The sequence below is a fragment of the Rhizobium sp. 007 genome, from assembly GCF_015353075.1.
Lineage (GTDB): Bacteria > Pseudomonadota > Alphaproteobacteria > Rhizobiales > Rhizobiaceae > Rhizobium.
Map to the genome: position 1 here is coordinate 863879 of NZ_CP064187.1, position 22151 is coordinate 886029.

14 protein-coding genes are annotated in these 22151 nt (G+C 61.4%); 4 read left to right on the forward strand and 10 right to left on the reverse strand.

What is annotated here, in order from left to right; all coding sequences use genetic code 11:
* The first annotated feature begins 82 nt into the window (after positions 1-82).
* Entirely contained in the window at positions 83-3037 is a 2955-nt protein-coding gene (locus ISN39_RS04210) for a bifunctional [glutamine synthetase] adenylyltransferase/[glutamine synthetase]-adenylyl-L-tyrosine phosphorylase (RefSeq protein WP_194730101.1), read from the forward strand.
* On the opposite strand, the gene ISN39_RS04215 is transcribed toward ISN39_RS04210, so the two are convergent.
* The 3 genes from ISN39_RS04215 to ISN39_RS04225 form a co-directional block, all read right to left on the reverse strand.
* The gene (locus ISN39_RS04215; protein ID WP_194730102.1) at positions 3034-5352 is read right to left on the reverse strand and encodes a PAS domain-containing sensor histidine kinase; all 2319 of its coding nucleotides are present in this window, start codon (positions 5350-5352) and stop codon (positions 3034-3036) included. The genes ISN39_RS04210 and ISN39_RS04215 overlap by 4 nt on opposite strands.
* 182 nt (positions 5353-5534) lie before the next feature.
* On the reverse strand, positions 5535-8183 hold the full coding sequence (pepN, locus tag ISN39_RS04220; protein ID WP_194729279.1) for an aminopeptidase N: 2649 nt from the start codon (positions 8181-8183) through the stop codon (positions 5535-5537).
* A 176-nt stretch (positions 8184-8359) separates the two neighbouring features.
* Positions 8360-9463, reverse strand: coding sequence for a methyl-accepting chemotaxis protein (locus ISN39_RS04225; protein ID WP_194729280.1), 1104 nt, complete (start codon positions 9461-9463; stop codon positions 8360-8362).
* Between the two features lie 306 nt (positions 9464-9769).
* Here ISN39_RS04225 and ISN39_RS04230 point away from each other — a divergent pair, with 306 nt between their 5' ends.
* Together ISN39_RS04230 and ISN39_RS04235 are read left to right on the forward strand one after the other, a co-directional pair.
* Positions 9770-10708 (forward strand): DMT family transporter, encoded by a 939-nt coding sequence (locus ISN39_RS04230; RefSeq protein WP_194729281.1) that lies wholly within the window; start codon positions 9770-9772, stop codon positions 10706-10708.
* Positions 10709-10920: 212 nt separating this feature from the next.
* Positions 10921-11811, forward strand: coding sequence for a hypothetical protein (locus tag ISN39_RS04235; RefSeq protein WP_074067105.1), 891 nt, complete (start codon positions 10921-10923; stop codon positions 11809-11811).
* Here ISN39_RS04235 and ISN39_RS04240 read toward each other — a convergent pair.
* The 7 genes from ISN39_RS04240 to ISN39_RS04270 all read right to left on the reverse strand — a co-directional run bounded on the left by ISN39_RS04240 (position 11808) and on the right by ISN39_RS04270 (position 20183).
* Entirely contained in the window at positions 11808-11957 is a 150-nt protein-coding gene (locus ISN39_RS04240; RefSeq protein ID WP_167377852.1) for a hypothetical protein, read from the reverse strand. The two genes, ISN39_RS04235 and ISN39_RS04240, sit on opposite strands and share 4 nt — an antisense overlap.
* Positions 11958-12002: 45 nt before the next feature.
* Complete coding sequence (locus ISN39_RS04245; RefSeq protein WP_074067106.1) at positions 12003-12194, reverse strand: hypothetical protein; 192 nt, start codon at positions 12192-12194, stop codon at positions 12003-12005.
* A 134-nt stretch (positions 12195-12328) separates the two neighbouring features.
* Positions 12329-13204, reverse strand: a complete 876-nt coding sequence (locus ISN39_RS04250) for a uracil-DNA glycosylase (protein WP_194729282.1) — start codon at positions 13202-13204, stop codon at positions 12329-12331.
* A gap of 57 nt (positions 13205-13261) precedes the next feature.
* Positions 13262-14554, reverse strand: coding sequence for an Hsp70 family protein (locus ISN39_RS04255; RefSeq protein ID WP_194729283.1), 1293 nt, complete (start codon positions 14552-14554; stop codon positions 13262-13264).
* Between the two features lie 302 nt (positions 14555-14856).
* Positions 14857-17970 (reverse strand): efflux RND transporter permease subunit, encoded by a 3114-nt coding sequence (locus tag ISN39_RS04260; RefSeq protein WP_194729284.1) that lies wholly within the window; start codon positions 17968-17970, stop codon positions 14857-14859.
* Positions 17967-19232 (reverse strand): efflux RND transporter periplasmic adaptor subunit, encoded by a 1266-nt coding sequence (locus ISN39_RS04265; RefSeq protein ID WP_194729285.1) that lies wholly within the window; start codon positions 19230-19232, stop codon positions 17967-17969. The genes ISN39_RS04260 and ISN39_RS04265 overlap by 4 nt, the downstream gene beginning before the upstream one ends.
* A gap of 162 nt (positions 19233-19394) precedes the next feature.
* Positions 19395-20183 carry an SDR family oxidoreductase gene (locus tag ISN39_RS04270; RefSeq protein WP_194729286.1) on the reverse strand — a complete coding sequence of 263 codons (789 nt, stop codon included), beginning with the start codon at positions 20181-20183 and terminating at the stop codon, positions 19395-19397.
* 245 nt (positions 20184-20428) lie between these two features.
* On the opposite strand from ISN39_RS04270, the gene ISN39_RS04275 reads away from it, so the two are divergent.
* Positions 20429-22093, forward strand: coding sequence for an electron transfer flavoprotein-ubiquinone oxidoreductase (locus ISN39_RS04275; RefSeq protein WP_194729287.1), 1665 nt, complete (start codon positions 20429-20431; stop codon positions 22091-22093).
* Positions 22094-22151 lie beyond the last annotated feature (58 nt).

Consider the following 22151-nt stretch of genomic DNA (forward strand, 5'->3'; position numbering starts at 1 on the left):
GTTGGCCGCCCCGGATTGTGACCCTAGGTTAGGGGCTCGTATGGCAGCGCTTATTCCGGGCGCGGCGGCACCGGGAGGTGAAATGCTGACGAATTCGACACACAGCCTGAAGGACGTGGGTGGCGGTTTATTGCGACCGCTGAACCAATCCGAGCTCAAGCTGGCGCTCGCCGACCTTCAGGATATCGGCAGACACGAACCGGCCGTCGCGGCACTGCTGAAGGCAGGTGGACCGCTATCCGACTTCATCGCTGCGGTACTGACGCTTTCGCCCTATCTTCGCGAGATTGCCACTATAGACAATGCGGTTCTCGCTGCTGCGATTTCATCGCCTGTCGAGCCGCAGATCGAAGTGCTGATCGCTGAGGCGCGCGACTGCTGGAAGCCCGACGACGGGATTTCGCCTGCCGAATCTGCCGTCATGAGCCGGTTGCGTACCATCAAGCGGAAAGTGGCGTTTCTTGTCGCTCTCGCCGATCTCGCCGGGCTCTTCGACGGGCGGCAGACGACGGCCTGGCTGAGCGCCCTGGCCGAAGCCTCGGTCAAGGCCGCGATCGACTATCTGCTGCTGTCTGCCCATGAGGCCGGCAAACTGCAATTGAAGGACGCCGAAAATCCGAGCGAAGGTTCCGGTCTGGTCGTGCTCGGGATGGGAAAGCTCGGCGCATCGGAACTGAACTATTCATCCGATATCGATCTTGTGGTTTTCTTCGACGAGCATGCCGGCATCGTGCCTGATCCGGATGATGCGATCGACATCTTTCCGCGGATGATGCGGCGGCTGGTGCGAATCCTTCAGGAGCGCACGGCCGACGGATATGTCTTCCGTACCGATCTGCGCCTACGTCCCGATCCCGGTTCGACCCCGCTTGCGATCCCGGTCGATGCCGCGATGATCTACTATGAAGGGCGCGGCCAGAATTGGGAGAGGGCAGCCTTCATCAAGGCGCGGCCCGTTGCCGGGGATATGAAGGCGGGAGAGGGGTTCGTGCGCGGGCTTGCGCCCTTCGTCTTCCGCAAATATCTGGACTATGCGGCGATCGCAGACATTCATTCGATCAAGCGGCAGATCCACGCGCACAAGGGTCACGGCGCAATTGCGGTCAAGGGGCACAATGTCAAGCTCGGCCGCGGCGGCATCCGCGAGATCGAATTCTTCGTGCAGACGCAACAGCTGATCGCCGGCGGGCGCATGCCGGCGCTGCGCAGCCGCGGCACGGAGGAGACGCTTGCCGAACTGACCAAGGCGAAATGGATCGATGCGGAAACCCGCGACGAACTGACAGAGGCCTACTGGTTTCTCCGTGATGTGGAACACCGCATCCAGATGGTGCGCGACGAGCAGACGCATTTGCTGCCGGAAACAGAGGCCGATCTGAAGCGCATCGCCTTCATGATGGGCTTTACGGATACGCCGAGTTTTGCTGAGCGGTTGGTGGAGGTGCTGCGGACCGTGGAGCGGCGCTATGCGCGGCTCTTCGAGCAGGAGACCAGGCTGTCGACCGATACCGGAAATCTGGTGTTCACGGGCCAGGCCGACGATCCGGATACGCTGGAGACGCTGAAGAAGCTCGGCTTCAAGCGCACGTCCGATATTTCCCGCATTATCCGCACTTGGCATTACGGCCGCTATCGCGCGACACAATCCGTCGAAGCGCGGGAGCGGCTGACGGAGCTCGCGCCGGAGCTGCTTCGCGTCTTCGGCGAAAGCAAGCGGGCTGACGAGGCGCTGCTGCGCTTCGACAGCTTCATTTCCGGCCTGCCGGCCGGTATTCAGCTTTTCTCCTTGCTCGGCAGCAATCCGGCGCTGCTTTCGCTGATCGTCAACATCATGTCTTCGGCGCCAAAGCTTGCCGAGGTGATCGCCGCCAAGCCGCACGTCTTCGACGGCATGCTCGATCCGGGACTGATGGCGGAGCTGCCGACGCGTGACTATCTCGGCGAACGTTTGAAGGCATCGCTGGCGCAGGCGGGCCACTACGAGGAGGTGCTGGACCGGCTGCGCATCTTTGCGGCCGAGCAGCGCTTCCTGATCGGCATCCGGCTCTTGACCGGCGCGATCAACGGGCGGATGGCAGCTCGCGCCTTCACCCATCTGGCCGACCTTGCGATCGAAGCCGCGCTCGATGCGGTCAGGCAGGAAATGCGGGCGGCACACGGCGATTTTCCCGGCGGCAAGGTCGCCATTGCCGGCATGGGCAAGCTTGGCAGCTTCGAGCTGACGGCGGGCTCCGACATCGATCTCATCCTGCTCTACGACTATGACGATGCCGCTTCCGAATCCGACGGCGGGAAGCCATTGGATGCCGTGCGTTACTTTACCCGCATGACGCAGCGTCTGATCGCGGCGTTCTCGGCGCCGACCGCCGAAGGCGTTCTCTACGAAGTTGACATGCGGCTTCGCCCCTCGGGAAACAAAGGCCCGGTCGCCACGCGCATCAGGTCTTTCGAGAAATACCAGCGCGACGAGGCTTGGACATGGGAGCATATGGCGCTTAGCCGCGCCCGTTTGATCTGTGGTGATCAGAGCCTGATGAGCGAGGCGGAACGGATCATCCGCGATGTTCTCTCAAAGAGACGCGATGCCGCAAAGGTGAGCCGCGACGTCGCTGAGATGCGCGAACTGATCGACAAGGAGAAAGCGCCGGACGGCATCTGGGATCTGAAACTTATTCCGGGCGGCGTAATCGATATCGAATTCATTGCGCAATATCTGGCGCTGATCGCGCCGGCGAGGAGCGTAACGGCGAAGATCGGCGGGATGAATACCGGCGAGGCGCTGAAGACGCTCGGGGCGAAGCTCCTGCCGGCGGCCGACCTCGACCTCTGCCTGGAGGCGTTCACGCTCTATACGGAGCTGTCGCAGCTGATCCGGCTTTGCATCGACGGGCCTTTCAATCCCGCCGAGGCGCCGTCCGGGCTGACCGAGCTGGTGTGCAGGGCAGGGGACTGCCCGGACGTCAAGACGCTTGAAGGCGAGATCAAACGGCTTTCGAAGGCTGTCCGGAAGATATTCCAGACGACGGTGAATTCCTAACGCGCTCCGTCCGGAATGCGGAACGAGACGACGGTGCCGATCGCCTCACGCGAACGGATACGCATCTTGCCGTCGTGAAGCGCCGTCAGCGAGCGGGAGATGGCGAGGCCGAGACCGGAACCGCCCTTGCTCTTGGCATATTGACTCTGAACCTGCTCGAAAGGTTGGCCAATCTTCGTGAGCGCTTCGTGCGGGATGCCGATCCCGGTATCGGCGATCGTGACGATGACGCCTGCCGCATCGCGGCGGGTGCGGAGCGCGATACGGCCGCCGTCGTTGGTGAACTTCACCGCATTGGAGAGAAGGTTGAGGAGGATCTGCTTCATGGCGCGGCGGTCTGCCGTCAGCGTCATGCCATCACAAACGCGCTGCTCGATGACGATGTTCTTCTGGGCGGCCGGAATGGCGGTGAAGCGCAGGCTTTCCTCGATCAGCGGCGCAAGATCGATCTTCTCGCGGTGCAGTTTCATGTGCCCTGCCTCGATCTTCGACATATCCAGGATATCGTTGATGACGTTGAGCAGGTGCTTGCCGCTGTCATGGATGTCGCGGGCATATTCGTCGTATTTCAGCGAACCGAGCGGGCCGAACATCTGGTTCTGCAGAATTTCGGAGAAGCCGAGGATGGCGTTGAGCGGCGTGCGCAGCTCATGCGACATGTTGGCAAGGAATTCCGACTTCGCCTTGTTCGCCGCTTCCGCGCGTTCCTTCTCGGCCTGGTAGTTGGCGTTTGCGACCGAAAGAGCAGCTTTCTGACTTTCGAGCGTCTGACGCGATGCCTTGAGGTCGCCGATGGTCGCGATGAGACGCCGCTCGGATTCGCGCAGGCGCTCCTGGTTGCGCTTCAGAAGCGTAATGTCGGTGCCGACCGAAACCATGCCGCCGTCGCGGGTGCGGCGTTCGTTGATCTGCAGCCAGCGCTCGTCGGCAAGCTGGACCTCGGTCGTGCGCGAATGGCCGGCGCCATCGGCATCCGCCATGCGGCGCTCGATGACCGGCCGGGCGGCTGCGGCGTTGACCACGCTGCGCTCGGTGCCTGGAACGAGGACGCTGTCTGGGAGCCCGTAGGCCTGCTGGAAGTGGGCGTTGCACATCACCAGGCGGTCATTCTTGTCCCAGAGAACGAAGGCTTCCGACGTGCATTCGATCGCGTCCGCAAGGCGCTGGTCGGCCTCGGCGTAACGCTGCGCGAGGCGATGCTGCTCGGTCACGTCCATCGCGATGCCGATCATGTGGACGCGGCCGGAATTGCTGCGGATCATCTGGGCGCGGGCGCGCATCCACACATAGTGGCCGCCGGCATGGCGCATGCGGAAGATCTGGTCGACCTGGCCGGAACTGCCCTTGGCGATCGAGCGCGCGATCTCGTGCAGCCCACCGTCTTCCGGATGCATCAGCCGCGCCGCGTCGCCGAAGGAAATCGATCTGTCGGAAGCCGGCAGGCCGAGCATGCCGTACATCGAACGCGACCAGAAGAATTCTCGGCTGTCGAAATCGAAATCCCAAAGCCCGCAGCGGCCGCGCGAAAGTGCTGTCTCGACGCGTTGGTTCGATTCGACGAAGATCTCGTCGGCGTCCCGGGCGCGCTTGACCTGCATGTAGTAGGCGTAAAGGATTACCAGCAAGATCGAAGAAATGCCGGCAAACAGCGTCACGTTGAGTGTCAGCTCTTCGCGCCAGAGCCTGCCGATCTCGTCCAGCGAGGTTGCTGCGATGATATAGCCGCCGGTGCTGCCGACCAGGGTGATTTCGGCGTAATGCGGATTGCCGCTGATCGTCGTTTCAATGACGCCGGCCCGATCTCCGAAGCGGCGGATGGCGGAAACCTCGGGAAAGAAATCGCCGGCATTCGATCCGACATAGGCAAGGCCCGCGGTGGATGCGGCGAAGACTTTGCCGCTCGTCTGCACGAGCAGAATGAAGGAGCCGCTGCCGAGACGGTCCTGTGGCAGGAATTTCGCAAGTTTTGCTTGGGCTTCGGCGGCTCTGCCGTTGTCGAAGAGATCGCTGGAATCGGCAAATACGGCCGCGGCGGTCGCCGCCGAAAGTGCGGTCGCATGCCGGGCGGCTGCGCCCATGCGGGTATATTCCGACATCATCCCGAAAAGATGCGAGGCTGCGACGACGGCAAGGAAGGCTACGATCAGTGCCGGGATGGCGCGCTTTAGGATGATTTCGGTGTGCGGAAGGCGGCTTGCTATCGGCTTGGAGATCGCCGCGGTGCGGTTGGAGGCATTGCCGTGCCAGGCACGAAGCCCCTCAAAATCAACACGCAGCCGCCCTCCGGCCGCAGTTGCCCGCCGCACGTTCATCATCACCAGCCTTGATCCCTCGTGTGATTCGCAGCGCCGCTCGCTCGAACCTCACTCAATGAATCATTACTGATTCGCCGTGTCCAGAGGGAAAGGTAAAAATCTGTTAACTATCTATAAGTGCTGTTTTTTTGCCGAGACGTTTCGAAGCGCCGCAGGCTCGCGCGGCGCCTGTGGCGAGCAAATCACCCCTTCAGCGTGCGCTCGACGATGTCGCGAACGTCCGTCGAAAGGGCGGGTGCGTGTTCGATCTCCGTCAGAGCAGCGCGGGCCAAACCGGCGCGCACCGGCTCCAGCGACCGCCATGAACGCATGGATGTCAGGATGCGGGCAGCAAGCTGCGGATTACGCTGGTCGATATCGAGGATCTCGCGCGCCAGGAAGCGATAGCCTTCGCCATCGGCCCGGCCGAAGCCGGTGGGATTGGTGAAGGCAAACGTGCCGACAAGCGCGCGAACGCGGTTCGGATTGGTGCGATTGAAGAGCGGACTTTCCATCAGCTTGCGGACCCGGTCGAGCGCGCTGGGGCCAGGGATGGTTGCCTGCACGGAAAACCACTTGTCGATGACGAGGGCGTTCTCCGCAAAGTGGTCCCGGAATGTTGAAAGAGCGGCGATCGCTTCACCGCTTTCGGGAAAGCGGTGAGCCAGGACCGTCAGCGCGTGCAGCCTCTCGGTCATGTTGTTGGCGGCGTCGAACGCAGCCTTGGCGCGTGCTGGGCCATTCTCCACATAGGAAAGGTAGGTCAGCGCGGCATTACGGAGCGCCCGGCGGCCGGCGCTCTTTGCGTCAGGGCTGAAGTCGCCCGGCGTGGTCATTTTCTCGAAGAGACCGGTAAAGATTGCGATTCCACGATCTGCAATCTGCTTCATGACGGCCTGGCGTCCGGCATGGATCGCATCCGGATCGTTGTTGCTGCCGAGTTCGCGGGAGATGTCGGATTCGCTCGGCAGGGCGAGCGCCTGGGCGCGGAAGGCGGGCTCAAGGCTCTCGTCGGCGGCGGCATGAAGCAGTGCATCGATGGAGGTCTGTTCGCAGGCAATCGCTCTGCCTTCACGCGCATCGCGCGCTGCCTTCAGCAGGTTCGGCAATGCCAGATCAGTCAGCGCCTGCCAGCGAGCGAAATGGTCCGTCTCGTGACGGGCGAGCAGCGCGAGGTCGGCGGGGCTTTGGTCGAGATGCAGGTTGATCGGCGCCGAAAAGCTGCGGTTGATCGAAACGACTGGCCGCGATCCGATGCCGTGGAGAACAGCAGTCTGCGTTCTGCCGATGAGATGCAGCACCTCTCCGGTATATTCGGCTCCTTCGACGGAGGCCGGCTCGATCTTGCCGCCGTTTTCGCCGAAGAGGGCGAGGCTGAGCGGGATATGCATCGGCTTCTTGTCGGTTTGGCCCGGCGTCGCCGGAACCATCTGCTCCAGAGACAGGCTGAAGGTCTTGGCGGTCGCATCGTAGCTGCCGGAGGCGGTGACGAGCGGCGTGCCGGCCTGGTGGTACCAAAGCGAGAACTGCGCAAGGTCGCGGCCGCTCGCATCCTCGAAGCACTTGACGAAATCCTCGATCGTGACCGCCTGGCCGTCATGGCGATCGAAATAGACGTCCATGCCCTTTTTGAAAGTCTCCTTGCCGAGCAGGGTGGCGATCATGCGGGTGACTTCGCTGCCCTTCTCGTAGACCGTTGTCGTATAGAAGTTATTGATTTCCCGATACTTCGTCGGACGAACCGGGTGGGCGAGAGGGCCGGCGTCTTCCGGAAACTGCTCCGACTTCAGATGCCGGACCTCGGCAATGCGCTTGACCGGACGCGAGCGCTGATCGGACGAGAATTCATGGTCGCGATAGACGGTCAGGCCTTCCTTGAGGCAGAGCTGGAACCAGTCGCGGCAGGTAATGCGGTTGCCGGTCCAGTTGTGGAAATATTCATGCGCGATGATCGCTTCGATATTGGCGTAGTCGGCATCGGTTGCGGTTTGCGGATCGGCGAGAACATATTTGTCGTTGAAGATATTGAGGCCCTTGTTCTCCATCGCCCCCATGTTGAAGTCGGAAACGGCGACGATCATGAAGATGTCGAGATCGTATTCGCGTCCGAAGGCCTCCTCGTCCCACTTCATGGAGCGCTTCAGGGCGTCCATGGCATAGGCTGCACGCGGCTCCTTGCCGTGCTCGACGTAGATCTTCAGGGCGACCTCCCGGCCGGACATCGTCGTGAACGTGTCCTCGATGACGCCGAGATCGCCGGCGACGAGCGCGAAGAGATAGCTCGGCTTCGGATGCGGATCGAACCAGGCCGCGAAATGCTTGCCTTCGCCATAGCCGGCGCCGCCGAGGAAGTTGCCGTTGGAAAGCAGAAGCGGATTGGCGGCCTTGTCGGCGATGATGTTGACAGTATAGGGCGCCAGAACATCCGGACGGTCTGGGAAATAGGTGATGCGGCGGAAGCCCTCGGCCTCGCATTGGGTGCAGTAGATACCGCCGGTGCGGTAGAGGCCCATCAGCTGGGTATTGGCTTGCGGATTTATGATCGTTGAGATCGTCAGTTCGAAGGGGTCGGCTGCGGGAAGGTTGTAGACGGCCAGGCTATCGGCTGTCGCCGTATATTGCTCCGGCGGCATTTCCATCTGGTCGAAGAGCAGGCCGGAAAGTGAAAGCTCGTCGCCGTCGAGAACAAGCGGCGCCTTCGGATCGGCACCTTCGCGGCGATGGAAGATCAATCGCGCTTCGACTTTTGTTTCTGTGGGATCAAGGTCGAAGGTCAGGTCCACGCGTTCCAGAACGAAATCGGTGGGGCGGTAGTCTGCCAGATTGATGACCTGGCCGGTGTCTGTACGCATAGTGTTCCCTGAAGACCTTTATCGATATGGGCTGGGACAGACGCGAATGCTCTGCCGTAGGTTTTGCAGCATCATCACATTAAAGTCTGAACTAAACTTAAAGCGAAATGGAGGGAGTGCAAGTTTGATTGCCGCAATTGGCGGAGATGCTTAGATGACAAGCGGACGAGCGTGCACTATCTGAGATTGAGCGCGGCCCTTATGGCAGCATCGTCTTCTGTCCGCTGGACGACGACGCCGTGCCACCCGAGACCGTCATAATCTTCGTATCCCAAGGTCTTGGCAAATGCGACGATCGATCCGTTGTTGTCGTAGTAGCTGCCGCGGGATTGGCCTGTCTGATTTTGCAGTGCGAAGTGGGTGAAGAGAAGCGCCGGATTGCTTGCGGCGATGATCCTGCTTGCGCCATCGAGTAGCATGACGGTCGTCTTTTCCGCGACCTGCGGCGGCAGGTTGGCCTCTTTGTCGACGATCGCCTGTCCCTGGTTCTGCCAGTCGAAATAGACGCCGAGCGTCCCGACGATCGCCCCGTCGACTTTGCCGCCTTCGCGGACGCCGGTGGCATAGACAAGCGCGGTCCGGCCGTCGTGCAGCGGGCTGGGGCGGACCTCGTCGACGATGTAGTCGTCGCCGCACTTGCAATGCGCCGCCGCCTGGAACCAGGCGTCGCCGGCAAGCGAACGGTTGGTGACTTTGCGCTGGAACTCGGGATTTGCCGAGGCGACGATACGCCCGGAAAGATCGGTCAGCACGAGGTCCAGATAGACCGTGTAGAACCGGTTTATCACGCCGAGCCGCTCGAACGCAAAGCTTGCCTTGTCGCTGCCCGGCTCCTGCAGGGCCTGCCACAATGCGGTATCGGTTGCCCACCATCGCACGTCGGCCGTCCGTTCGAAGAGGTTGCGCACGATAAGCTGGACGAGGGTTTGCGCAAGGTCCGTCAACCTCACGCCTTCCATCTCGTTCACCAGCGATTCCGCCATCGTCCGCGACAGCCCGATGCGGCCAAGGACGTTGCTCTCGAATTTTCCCGCGATATCGCTTGCAACCTGCGCCAGACGCTGTACCTCGTTGGCAACGACGGCAAAGCCCTTGCCGGTCTCGCCCGCGCGAGCGGCCTCGATCAGTGCGTTGATCGCCAGCAGCTTGATCTGCTTCACCACATGCGTGTTGGCTAAACTGAAATGCTCAAGATCGGTACCGATCCCTTCGGTCACAATGCGCATGGAACGCGGCGTTGCGGTCTGCTGTGTCTGATCGCTTGTCTTAAGCGGCATCATGGAGATGATCCTGGCAACAATTGAAGTGGCGGTTATGAAAGTGACGCTTGCGATACTGCTGAAATCAATGCGAGGTTATGGTTTTCAAAAGATTAAGAGTTGAAATGTTCGACCAAACATTTTTGGGCACATCTCTTTTGTGCTGATTTTTTGTGCAGCCATGCGCCGTAATGCGAGGGAACTGAATGCGCCGGCGCTTTTTTTTCACTTTTGGCCTGTTCTTCGAGCGCAGCGCCTGCCACAGTCATGTTGCGTCGAGTCTGACGTATTTCCCCGCTTCAAATTACTGGCGCACGAGTTTCTGACATGCAGTCGGCTTTCGAAAACCCGATGAGAGGTATCCTGATGAAGGTCTCATCGGTGGTGGTCTTTCTCGGCATGCAGACCTTCATCAAGCTTGCCGGTTCCGATGTCGCGCCGGGGCAGGTGACCTTCTATCGCTCCTTCTTCGCGCTCTTCCCGATCATGGGTTATCTTGCTTATCGCGGACAGTTGCGGGCGGCCTTCCGTACGGCAAATCCGATTGGCCATCTAAAGCGGGGCACGATCGGCATCCTTTCCATGGGCTTCGGGTTTTACGGCCTACTGCATCTGCCGTTGCCGGAGGCGATTGCGCTCGGCTATGCGACACCATTGATCGCGGTCATTTTCGCGGCAGTCTTCCTTGGGGAGACGGTCAGAATATACCGTTGGAGTGCGGTTTTCTTCGGTATCATTGGCGTTGCCATCGTCTCGTGGCCCAAGCTTACGCTTTTCAGGCAGGGCGGCATGGAGGCAGAACAGGGGGTCGGGGCGTTGTGCGTCCTGATGTCCGCCGTGCTTGCCGGCATGGCGATGATCCAGGTCCGCAAGCTCGTCGAAGAGGAAAGGACGGCGACGATCGTTCTCTATTTCTCGATGATCGCATCGCTGTTCTCGCTCGCGACGCTGCCGTTCGGCTGGGCCTCGCTCGATCTCGACACGATGTTTCTGCTGGTCTGCGCAGGATTTTGCGGCGGCGTCGGGCAAATTCTTCTGACGGAGAGCTACCGTCACGCTGATGTGTCGACAGTGGCGCCGTTCGAATACACGTCGATCCTGCTTGGCGGCATTGTCGCCTATTTCGTGTTTGGCGATGTCCCGGGCGTCCATATGATGGTCGGAACGGCGATCGTCATCGCAGCCGGCATATTCATCATCTACCGCGAGCATCAACTCGGGTTGGAACGCCGCAAAGCCCGGAAAGCCGGCACGCCGCAGCCCTGATCGGATCAAGGCAGAAATCCGCCTGCCGATCGTCCAACCCGGCCGGGAATGCACTGGCGAAATTTAAGGATACCAATCGGCCCCCAAATGTGGTTTCTAAATATGACGAAACTTCATTTATTCAAAGCCTTGCATGTCTGATTGGCCGCTGATGCCGGATCCTGGTCCCCGTGCTTAGCTGCTCCGAACGCTGGCTTGCGAGCGGGACGCCCATGAAATTTACGGCAGAAGAACTGGCGCGGCACCCTGATTTTCTGCTCAGCATCCGTCATCTGGCCGGGACTTTGCGCGGCATGTTCCAAGCCGGTCCGCGCCTTGCGCGTCTGCTCACCTCCCACCAGCGCTGGCTCCTCACCCAGACGGCCTATGCGCTCGCCATGCAGTACGATCCTGGCGATCCCTCTTCGGGGCTTTCCGCAGTTTCGCTGACGACGCTGATAACACGACACAAGGTCGCGAGCCGCAACACGGTTTTGAACTTCATCGAAGAGCTCTTCACCTATCGCTTCATCACCCATGCGCCGGGCGAAGAGCGCCGCCGCCCGCGTCATTTCGAACCGGCCGAAGTCAGCAATCAGGCAATGTACGGCTGGCTTCTCGCCAATCTCGCCGCTCTCGACATGTTGGACCACGGCGATCGCGCCGGCTGCCTGCAGGCGCATCCGGAGCTCCTTCGGATTGCCCAGCCGCTGGTTGCCCGCCGCTGCCTCGAAGATACGGCCTGGCGGGAGCCGCCGGAGCCCATTGCGCTCTTTCTTTGGACGGAAGCGGGCGGTCTGGTAGTGGACCATCTCATGGCTCGAATTGACCTTAACGGTGCCGACACCGAAAGGTTCGACGTCGGCCGCGTCGAAACGCGCAATCTGGCCGGCGATTTCATGATGTCGCGAACGCACCTCCAGCGCCTCTTTGCAAAGGCGGTGCAACAAGGCTGCGTTGGCTGGTACGACGAGCCCAGGAAGACGCAGTTATGGGTGTCGCGCGATTTCGTCAGGGAATATTGCAGCTGGCAGGCCGTCAAGTTTGCCTATGTCGAGGACGCCTTTCACGTTGCCCGGGCAAAACTGGAGTGCGTGCCGGCCAAAGTGCTGGCGCAAGCTTAAAGCGCGATCGCCGCGATTTCTTTGACCAGCGAATCCGGCTTGGCGGTGGAAAGCTCGCGCTGATACTCCTTCGCGGCGCAGACGGCAGCGCGGATATGCTCGATCGTGTCGATATTGCTCAGAAGCGAAACGAGAACTGCAGACATCAAAAAACTCCGATCGCGCGCCCGATGCCGGGCCGCGCGCTCATCTCAGTATTCCTGGAAATCCACGAAGATTGCGGAGGGCCGCGCCGTGCGGCCGCCGATACCGGTCCCGCGGGCGATCATCTGCTCGTTGGTCGCAAAGCCCAAGCGGCTGTAGCCTTGCGTGGTGCGAGCCGGATCACTTGCCAGGCGGAGGGTTTCAAACCCGCAGTGTATAGGACGAAAACTTGCGTTCATTGCCTTGGTTCCTGTCAGATTCCTCCCAAGACAAGACTATATATTGCAGTGCAGCATCGATTCTGCAATGCGCCAAAATAGGATACAGCCATGCGGGAAATGCATGGGTTGTTTCATAAAAACTTAATGTTTGTCTATTTTCTAATCAGTTCGAGCGACTTAAGGCGTGCCTGAAACGCCAGGAGATCACTCCAAGCCAGCCGCTTGTTGATCGGCGCGGTCAGGAGATCCTGCGGGTGTAGCGTCGCGATTGCCGGTATCGTCAGCGGCCCGGCACCGATCTCTTTCCACTGCCCGCGCAGGCCGTGAATGGTGTCGTTCTCGCCGAAAAAGAAGCGGGCGGCGAAATTGCCGAACAGCAGGATTACCTTCGGTTCGGCAAGCGCGATCTGGCGTTCGATGAAGGGACGGCAGATTTCCATCTCGGGGACAGAGGCGACACGGTTGCCTGGCGGGCGCCAGGGAATGACCTGCGTCAGAAGAATGCCGTCGCGATCGAGCCCAATGGCCGCCAGCATCCTGTTGAGAAGTTCTCCCCCGCGCCCGGCAAAAGGCGTGCCCTCGCGGTCGTCGTCGGCGCCAGGTGCCGACCCGATCACCATAATGCCGCTTGCAGCGTTGCCCGTCGCAAAGATCGTCGAACGCGCACTGTGCTTGAGATTGCAGCCGTTGAAGGCCTCGATCGCCGTCTTGAGCTCTCCGAGCGATCGCGCACTCTCGGCCGCAAAGCGCGCGTGCTGCACGGCTTCGCCATCAGGAATGGCAGGCTGCGGCCGAGGGGCTGCGCGCTCAGCCGGCGCTGCGGCTTGACGTTGCGCCGCCGCTGGCCGCTCGGGCTGGGTCGGGCTTTGCGGGGGAGCGGCGGCGTTGCGCCGCGCCACCTTCATCGCCTCGAACTCGGCGAAGCGATCGACTGCCTCCTCCTCCAGCAGCCATTCGACGCCGGCTTCTGCATGGAAATGCAGAAGCGCGGCAAGCTCGGCCGGGGAAAGTTCGTTGACGGAGACCATACGGCGACCTTAGCGAAGTGGCAGCAGCAATGAAAGGGCGGGTGCCGTGCTCTGCGGCTATTGCACAGTCCATTGCGCGATGTCGTCGCGTTCGCCGATCAGGGCAAGCCCGTGGGCAATGGAGAGAAGCTCGCCGCCGGTCTCGATCTTGCCGGCGTCGAAGCGTTCGGTGAAGATGCGGCGGACGGCAGGCACGAAGGATGTGCCGCCGGTCAGGAAGACCTTGTCGATGTCGCCGGGCTTGGTTTCTGTCTTCTCCAGAACGTCGTTGAGCGTGCCTTCGATACGAGCCAGATCCTCCGCGATCCAGCTTTCGAAGTCCTTCCGGCGAATGATGCGATGGCCGCCGCGGCCGAGCGGGCCGAAATCGAATGGTGCTTCGTCTGCCGAAGACAGTGCCATCTTGGTGGCGGAGATCGCCTGATAGAGCGGATAGCCCTCGTCGTGATCGACGAGATCGATGAAGGTCTCGAGCTTCTCCGGCTCGAGCGCCGTGCGGACCAGTTTCTTCAGATCCTCGAATTCGCGCGAGGTCTTGAAGATCGAAAGCTGGTTCCAGCGGCCGAAGCTCGAATAATAGTTCGACGGCACCTCAAGAATCTTGTCGAAGCTCTTGAAATGACTCCCCTTGCCGATCTGCGGCGCGACGATGTTGTCGATCATCCGGTAGTCGAAATGATCGCCCGCGACGCCGACGCCCGAATGGCCGACCGGCGTTGCCGTCAGCTTGCCGGCAACGGTTTGGAAGCGGATCAGCGAATAGTCCGTCGTGCCGCCACCGAAATCGGCAACGAGCACCGTCGCGTCCGACTTCAGGTTCTGCGCGAAGTAGAAGGCGGCGGCAACCGGTTCGTAGACGTAGTGGATTTCGCGAAAGCCGAAGCGCAAGAGCGCTTTGTTGTAGCGTTCGGTTGCAAGCGCCGGATCGGGATTGGCGCCGGCAAAGTGCACCGGCCGCCCCGTGACGATGCGCGTCACATCCGTCGACCAGTTTTCGCCCGCATAGGCGCGCAGCCGCCGGATGAAGACCTCCATCAGGTCTTCGAAGCTGTGGCGCTTGGCAAAGATCAGCGTGCCCTGGAAGAGGGCGCTTGCCGCAAAGGTCTTGATCGACTGGAGGAAGCGGCAATCGCCGGGATTGTCGATGAACTGGCGGATCGCCGCATGCCCGGCCTCGACCTTCAGGGCCGATGTGCCGAGCTGCGGATCCTTCATGAAGGAAAGCGCCGTGCGCATGCTGTCGGCCGTGCCTTGCGCGCTGGTGAACGCCATAGAATGCGTCGTCCCGCCATCGGCCGTGGCGAGAACCGTATTCGTCGTGCCGAAGTCGAAACCCAGCGCCTGAGCCATGCCCGCACCTCTTCATGCCGATTGTGATTGAGACCGGAGCCTTGCTCCGCATGAAGGACGCACGCGCGCCCAAAATTTAGGAGGGCGCGTGATGCCATAGAGGGGCGACACATTCAAGAGGGAAGGTCTGGTGGTGGGCCCCTCATCCGCCTGCCGGCACCTTCTTCCCGTAAACGCGGCGAAGGGGATATGCCGCGCTGGCTTGCCCACTTCTCCAACGTCGAGTGAGGCGCGTCCTCATCTCCCCGCAGGCGGGGAGAGGGTTAGGGTGAGAGGCAATGCGCGAAAGCCCGACCGAAAGATCACTCCGCCGCGATCGCCGTCGGCCCCTCTTCGTCCGGCATCGCTTCCTTTCGCTGCCAAAACCTCTGAAGCCAGCTGTTCAGGCGGCCCATCTCGATGAAGATAACGGGTGTGATGAAGAGCGTCAGAGCCTGGGAAACAATGAGGCCGCCGACGACGGCGACACCCAAAGGCTGGCGCAGCTCGGAGCTGGCACCGGTGCCGAGTGCGATCGGAAGAGCGCCGAGAAGCGCACAGAAGGTCGTCATCATGATCGGCCGGAAGCGCCGCACGCAGGCCTCGTGAATGGCCTCCATAGGCGACATCGATGTGGAGCGCAGGTTCTCCAGCGCCACGTCGATCATCATGATCGCGTTCTTCTTCACGATGCCGATCAGCATCAGGAGGCCGATGAGCGCGATGATCGAGAGGTCGAAACCCATCACCTTCAGAGCCAGCAGTGCGCCCAGAGCGGCGGCCGGAAGGCCGGACAGAATGGTGAGCGGGTGGATGAAGCTCTCGTAGAGAACGCCGAGGACCACATAGATCGTCAGCACCGCGGCGAGGATCAGAAGCGGCGTGTTGCCTTGCGACTGCTCGAAGATCTGCGCCGTACCGCCATAGGACGTGAAGACGTCCGCCGGCATGTTGATGTCCTTCTTGATCTGGTCGATCGCGGCTGTTGCGTCACCCAGCGCCTCATCGGCAGGCAGGTTGAACGAAACCGTCGTCGAGACGAGCTGACCTGTCTGGTTGATCGTCACCGGCCCGGTGTTTCGCTCGACCCTCGCGAAATTCGACAACGGGACCAGCGTGCCGTTGGTTGAGGCGACCCGGATATCCTGTAGCTTCTGGTCGTCCCAGGGCTTGTTGGTGTCGTATTCGACGATGACGTCGTAGCTGTCGCCGGTGGATTGGATTTGCGCTGCCGTATAACCGCTGAACGCTTCCTGCAGGGTCGTGCGCAGCTGGCTGTTGTCGATGCCGAAGGCGGCTGCCTTTTCGGAATCGACGACGATATTGGCCTGTAGCGCGTTGTTCTGCGCATCGGTTGTCACGTCGGTGAAGCGCGGATCGCCGCGCATTGCCTGCTGGATATTATTGGCCCAGAGGTTGGTCTGGTCGGCGCTGAGTGCCTGAACGACCAGCTGATACTGGCTTGCGGTCTGACGGCCGCCGAAGCGCAGGCTCTGCTGCGGCGTGATGAAGGCTTGCAGGCCGGGCACCTTGCCGATGCTGGCCCGCAATTCGCGCAAGGTCTGGTCAAGCGGCGGACGCTGCTCCTTGTCCTTCAGCTCGACATACATCGTGCTATTGTTGAGCGGGCTCCGCGCGTTGCCGCCGACGATCGACATGACGTGATTGACCGCCGGATTCTGTTTCACGATCGCTGCGGCCTGGTTCTGCAAGGCTACCATCGCCGGATAGGAGATGTCCTGGCGCGCCCTTGTGGAGATGTTCAGCCGGCCGATGTCCTCGGTCGGGAAGAAGCTGGAGGGCAGCGTCATGAACAGATAGGCGTTCAAGCCGACCGAAGCGAGGAACAGGCCAAGGATCGCAGGCCGGTGGCCGAGGCACCAGCCGACCGCCCGATCGTAACCTCGGAGCGTGCGTTCAAAGCCCGCATCGAACCAGCGGACGAAGAGGGGCGGGGTGCCCTTACCGCTTGAAAGCCGCGAGCCGAGCATCGGCGTTACCGTCAGCGAGACGATGGCGGATGCGACGATCGCCATTGCGACGACCATGCCGAATTCGTTGAAGATGCGGCCGACGACCCCGCCCATCAACAGGATCGGGATGAAGACCGCAATCAGCGACACCGACATCGAAATGATCGTGTAGCTGACCTCGCCGGCGCCCTTGATCGCCGCATCGAGGACCGGCATTCCCTCTTCGACATGCCTAAGAATGTTCTCCAGCATCACGATCGCATCGTCCACCACGAGGCCGACTGCGAGCGTCAATCCGAGCAGCGAGATGTTATCGACGCTGTAGCCGAGTACGTACATCATGCCGAAGGTCGAGATCAGCGAGAGCGGAACGGCAAGGCCCGGAATGATCGTTGCGGTCAGATGGCCGGTGAAGAGGTAGATAACGAGCACAACGAGGCCGATCGTCAGCAGCAGGGTGAACTTTACATCGGAAATCGCGTCGCGGATCGGCTTGGCGGAATCGTTCATGACCTTGGTGGTGACTGACGACGGGATCTCGGCATGCAGCGTCGGCAGCTTGGCGTTGATCGCATCGACGACCTCAACCGTGTTCGCATCCGGCTGGCGCTGAATGGCGAGGATGATGCTGCGGTTACCGTCGTACCAGCTGCCGGTATTCTGGTTCTCGACGCTGTCTTCCACCTTGGCGATGTCGCCGAGATGAATCGGCGCCCCGTTCGGGTTTGCGATCACCAGCGAGCGGAATTCCGCTGCGTTGGTGCGTTGCGTGTCGGCGTTGATCGTCATGCTCTGCGCGTCGTTCTGCAGCGTGCCGACCGGCACCTGGCTATTGGCGGCGCTGATTGCCTGGTTGACGGTATCGATGCCGATGTTGCGGGCAAGCAGCTTGTTGGGATCGACCTCGACGCGGACGGCATAAGTCTGTGCGCCGAACACGGTCACTTCGGCCACGCCGGGCAGGGTGGAGAGCGACGGCGAGATGATGTCTTCGGCGATGGCGTCGAGCTTGCTGCGCGGCATCGTATCGCTCTGCACCGCAAGCAGCATCACCGGCGCGTCGGCCGGGTTCGTCTTGCGGTAGCTCGGCGGCGTGGTCATGTTGTCCGGCAACTGCCGGGTCGCATGCGAGATTGCGGCCTGCACGTCGGCCGCGGCCGCATCGATGTTGCGGTCGAGGTCAAACTGCAGAATGATGCTGGTATTGCCGAGCGAATTGGTCGCGCTGATTTCGCTGATGCCGGGGATGGTCTGGAACTGCTTGATCAGCGGCGTTGCGACCGAAGTCGCCATGGTCTGCGGCGAGGCGCCGGTGAGCGCGGCCGAGACGTTGATCGTCGGGAAGTCGACCTGCGGCAAGGCCGCGACTGGCACGAGCCGGTAACCTGCAAGACCTGCAAGGATCACGCCGATGGCGAGAAGGGTCGTCGCAACCGGCCGCCGGATGCAGAAATTCGGGATCATTGTTTTGCCTCCGCCGCCAGGGTTTCGGTCTGGTGAGCCGGCTGGTCGGCGGAGGCGACGTTCAGCGCCTTGTCATCGAATTGCTCGTTGACATGCTGCTGGTCGGCAAGCTGCGCCTGTCCCTCGATGACGACGTGATCGCCTTCCGAGAGCCCGGCGGAAACGGCGGTGAAACCGCCGTTCTCGCGGGCGACGGTGACGGGCGTCATCTGCACCTTTTCATCCTTCACGACATAAGAAAAGAACCCGTTGGCGCCGGGGCTGACGGCGACGGTCGGTACGACGACCTGCTGTTCTTTATTGTTGAAGTGAACGACGAGATTGACGGATTGCCCGGGCCAGAGCGCGCCGGTCGCGTTTTCGAAGCGCGCCTTCGCGAGGATCGTGCCGGAAGCAGGGTCGACCGTATTGTCATAGAAGCTGATCGCCCCGCGGCGCACGCTGCCCTTCGTCGAATCCGGTGTGGTCGTGACCTCGACGGGTCCGGTGGCGAGCGATTGCTTCAACTGGCGCAGATCGCGTTCCTGCAGATGGAACTTCACATAGATCGGATCATACTGGGCAATCGTCACGATCGCCGTCCCGGCACCGACGAAAGCTCCAGGGCTGACCGCGATGTCGCCAAGGCGGCCGTCGAAAGGCGCGCGGATTTGCGTGTGTTCGAGCAGAACCTGATCGGAGGCGAGCGAGGCCTTGTCGGCCTCGACGGTGGCGGCAGCCGTGTCGCGAGCGGCCTTGGCCTGGTCGTAGCTCTGCTGCGTGCCGGCCTTTTGCGCCAGGAGATCGGCTGCGCGTGTGAGAGCGGTTTCGGCTTCCGAGAGCGTCGCTGTGTCTCGGATGATCGTCGCTTTGTCCTTGTCGACGGCGGCTTGCGCCGGCCGGTCGTCGAGCTTGACGATCAGGTCGCCCTGCTTGACCGTGGCGCCGTCGGTCGCGACGATCGAAGTGACAAGGCCCTGTTCCTGCGCGGCGATCGTGGTGGTGTTTTCGGCTTCCGCCCACCCCGATGCCGTGACGTCTCGCGGCAGCACTGTCTTCACGGCGGCGACCGTTTTCACGAGCGTCGGGCCGCTGCCTCCCCGCCGGTTATGCTGCCCGCCGCCTTGCTGGCCCGCTTGCGCCTTGCCGCCTTGTTGCGCAGGCGCCCTGACCAACTGCGAGACGTAGGGAAGCTGGTCGACGAAGGGAATCCTGTTTCCGAATTGCCAAATGCTGACGGCAGTAACTGCAATAATGGCGAAGGTGATCCAAAATTTCTTCATGTGTGAGACCGGTCTTGACGGGTTGCGCGAAGTTTCCGGTCCCGATTGAGCCGCCCATATTGCGGCGCGAAAAAGACATAATCCGCCGGCCGCAATCAATAAGTGGTTATAATGGCTTAAATTTTCGTAATGATCGGCGTGGCGCCTATCTCGCGCTTGCGGTCAAACCGAACGCGCCGCACCGCCGTCGCAACGGATCTGTGAGCCGGTGATGTAACTCGCCGGCTGGCTGCAGAGGAAAGCGGCGGTTGCTGCGAATTCCTCCACCTTGCCATAGCGGCCAACCGGAATGCGCGCTTCCTTGTCGCTGCGGATGTCTTCCATGCTTTTGCCGGTGCGCTTGGCGGCCGCGCCGTCAAGCTCGTCGAGGCGTCCGGTGAGGATGCTGCCCGGCAAGAGCAAATTGGCCGTCACGCCGTGGCTTGCGACTTCCGAGGCGAGCGTCTTCGACCAGCCGGCAAGGGCAGGGCGCAGCGTATTGGAAAGCGCCAAATTGGCGATGGGCTCTATGACGCCGGACGAGGCGACGGTGAGGATGCGGCCCCAACCTTGCGCCTTCATGCCCGGAAGCAAGGCGTTGGTCAGTGAAATGACACGCAGCACCATCGAGAAGAAATAAGTCTCGAGCTTCTCAGGCGTCATGTCCTCGGTCGTTCCGGGCGTCGGGCCGCCGGTATTGTTCACTAGAATATCCAGGCCACCGAACTTTTCCTTGACGGCGGCAGTCACCGTCTCGACGAATTTCTCGTCAGCCAGATCAGCCCAGATCCAGTCGGCCTTGCCGTTGCCCTCGGCGTTGATCGCCTTGCAGTTGGCCTCCAACTGCTCACCACTGCGGCCGCACAGAAGTACGTTTGCGCCTTCACGTGCGAGTGCGACCGCAATGCCATGGCCAAGCCCGCGCGACGAAGCCAGAACGAGTGCGCGTTTGCCGTTGATTTCGAGATCCATGATGTCCTCCAGATGCTTCGGCTTCTGTATAAGGCGCAGCCGACGGAAAAGGGAAGGGTGCTTCTACCGAAGAACAATTGACGTTAACGTAAGCGTTATATAATCTTGCGGTGGAGGAGATATTCATTGTGCGAATTGGAGGATCGGCTGTCGCTTCCCGGCTCGACAATGCTTTCCGGTTTTGACAAGACAATGACCCGACAAGGGGATTATGGCCGCGTGGGCGGCCGAACGGAGACGGATGAATGACCGAGACGACTGAGCTGCCGGAACGTGAGTCGATGGAATTCGACGTTGTGATCGTCGGCGGGGGACCTGCGGGTCTTTCGGCAGCCATCCGGCTGAAGCAGGTCAATCCGGAGCTTTCCGTCGTCGTTCTGGAAAAGGGGGCGGAAGTCGGCGCGCATATCCTCTCCGGCGCCGTCGTCGATCCGATCGGCATCGACCGGCTGCTGCCGGATTGGCGCAGCCAAAGCGATCATCCGTTCAAGACCGAGGTGACCGCCGATCATTTCCTGGTGCTCGGTCCGGCCGGTTCCGTCCGCCTGCCGAATTTCGCCATGCCGCCCTTGATGAACAACCACGGCAACTACATCGTCTCGCTTGGAAACGTCTGTCGCTGGCTCGCCACCAAGGCGGAGGCACTCGGCGTCGAGATCTATCCGGGTTTTGCGGCAACCGAGGTGCTCTACAACGACGACGGTGCGGTCATCGGTGTCGCCACCGGCGACATGGGCATCGACAAGAGCGGCGAGCCAGGGCCGAACTATACCCGCGGCATGGCGCTCATCGGCAAGTACACGCTGATCGGCGAAGGCGTGCGCGGCTCGCTCGCCAAGCAGCTGATCGCCAAGTTCGACCTTTCGAAGGGCCGCGAGCCGCAGAAGTTCGGCATCGGCCTCAAGGAGCTCTGGCAGGTCAAGCCGGAGCACCACAAGCCTGGCCTGGTGCAGCATTCCTTCGGCTGGCCGCTCGGCTTCAAGACCGGCGGCGGCTCGTTTCTCTATCATCTGGAGGACAACCTCGTCGCCGTCGGCTTCGTCGTCCACCTGAACTACAAGAACCCCTATCTCCATCCGTTCGAGGAGTTCCAGCGCTTCAAGACGCACCCGGCGATCCGCGGCACCTTCGAGGGGGGCAAGCGGCTCTCCTACGGTGCCCGCGCCATCACCGAGGGCGGCTACCAGTCGGTGCCGAAGCTTTCCTTCCCCGGCGGCGCGCTGATCGGCTGTTCGGCGGGCTTCGTCAACGTGCCGCGCATCAAGGGCAGCCACAATGCCGTGCTGTCGGGCATGCTGGCGGCCGACAAGATCGCCGCGGCAATCGCTTCGGGCCGCGCCAACGATGAAGTCGTCGAGATCGAAAACGACTGGCGCAAGAGTGATATCGGCAAGGACTTGAAGAAGGTCCGCAACGTCAAGCCGCTCTGGTCGAAGTTCGGCACGGCGCTCGGCGTGGCGCTCGGCGGCCTCGACATGTGGACCAACACGCTGTTCGGCTTCTCCTTCTTCGGCACGCTCGGCCACGGCAAGACCGATGCCCAGTCGCTGGAACCGGCCGCCCAGCACACAAAGATCGACTATCCGAAGCCGGATGGCGTCTTGACCTTCGATCGTCTCTCCTCGGTGTTCCTGTCGAACACCAACCACGAGGAAGACCAGCCGGTCCACCTGCAAGTCAAGGACATGGCGTTGCAGAAATCGTCCGAGCACGACATCTATGCCGGACCGTCGGCGCGCTACTGTCCGGCCGCCGTCTATGAATGGGTGGAGAAGGACGGCAAGGACACCTTCGTCATCAACGCCCAGAACTGCGTCCACTGCAAGACCTGCGACATCAAGGACCCCAATCAGAATATCAACTGGGTCCCGCCCCAGGGCGGCGAGGGGCCGGTCTATCCGAATATGTGAGGTCGAGCAGGCTTGATTTTCAAACACAAGGAGCCCGGCAAACGCTGGGCTCCTTTGT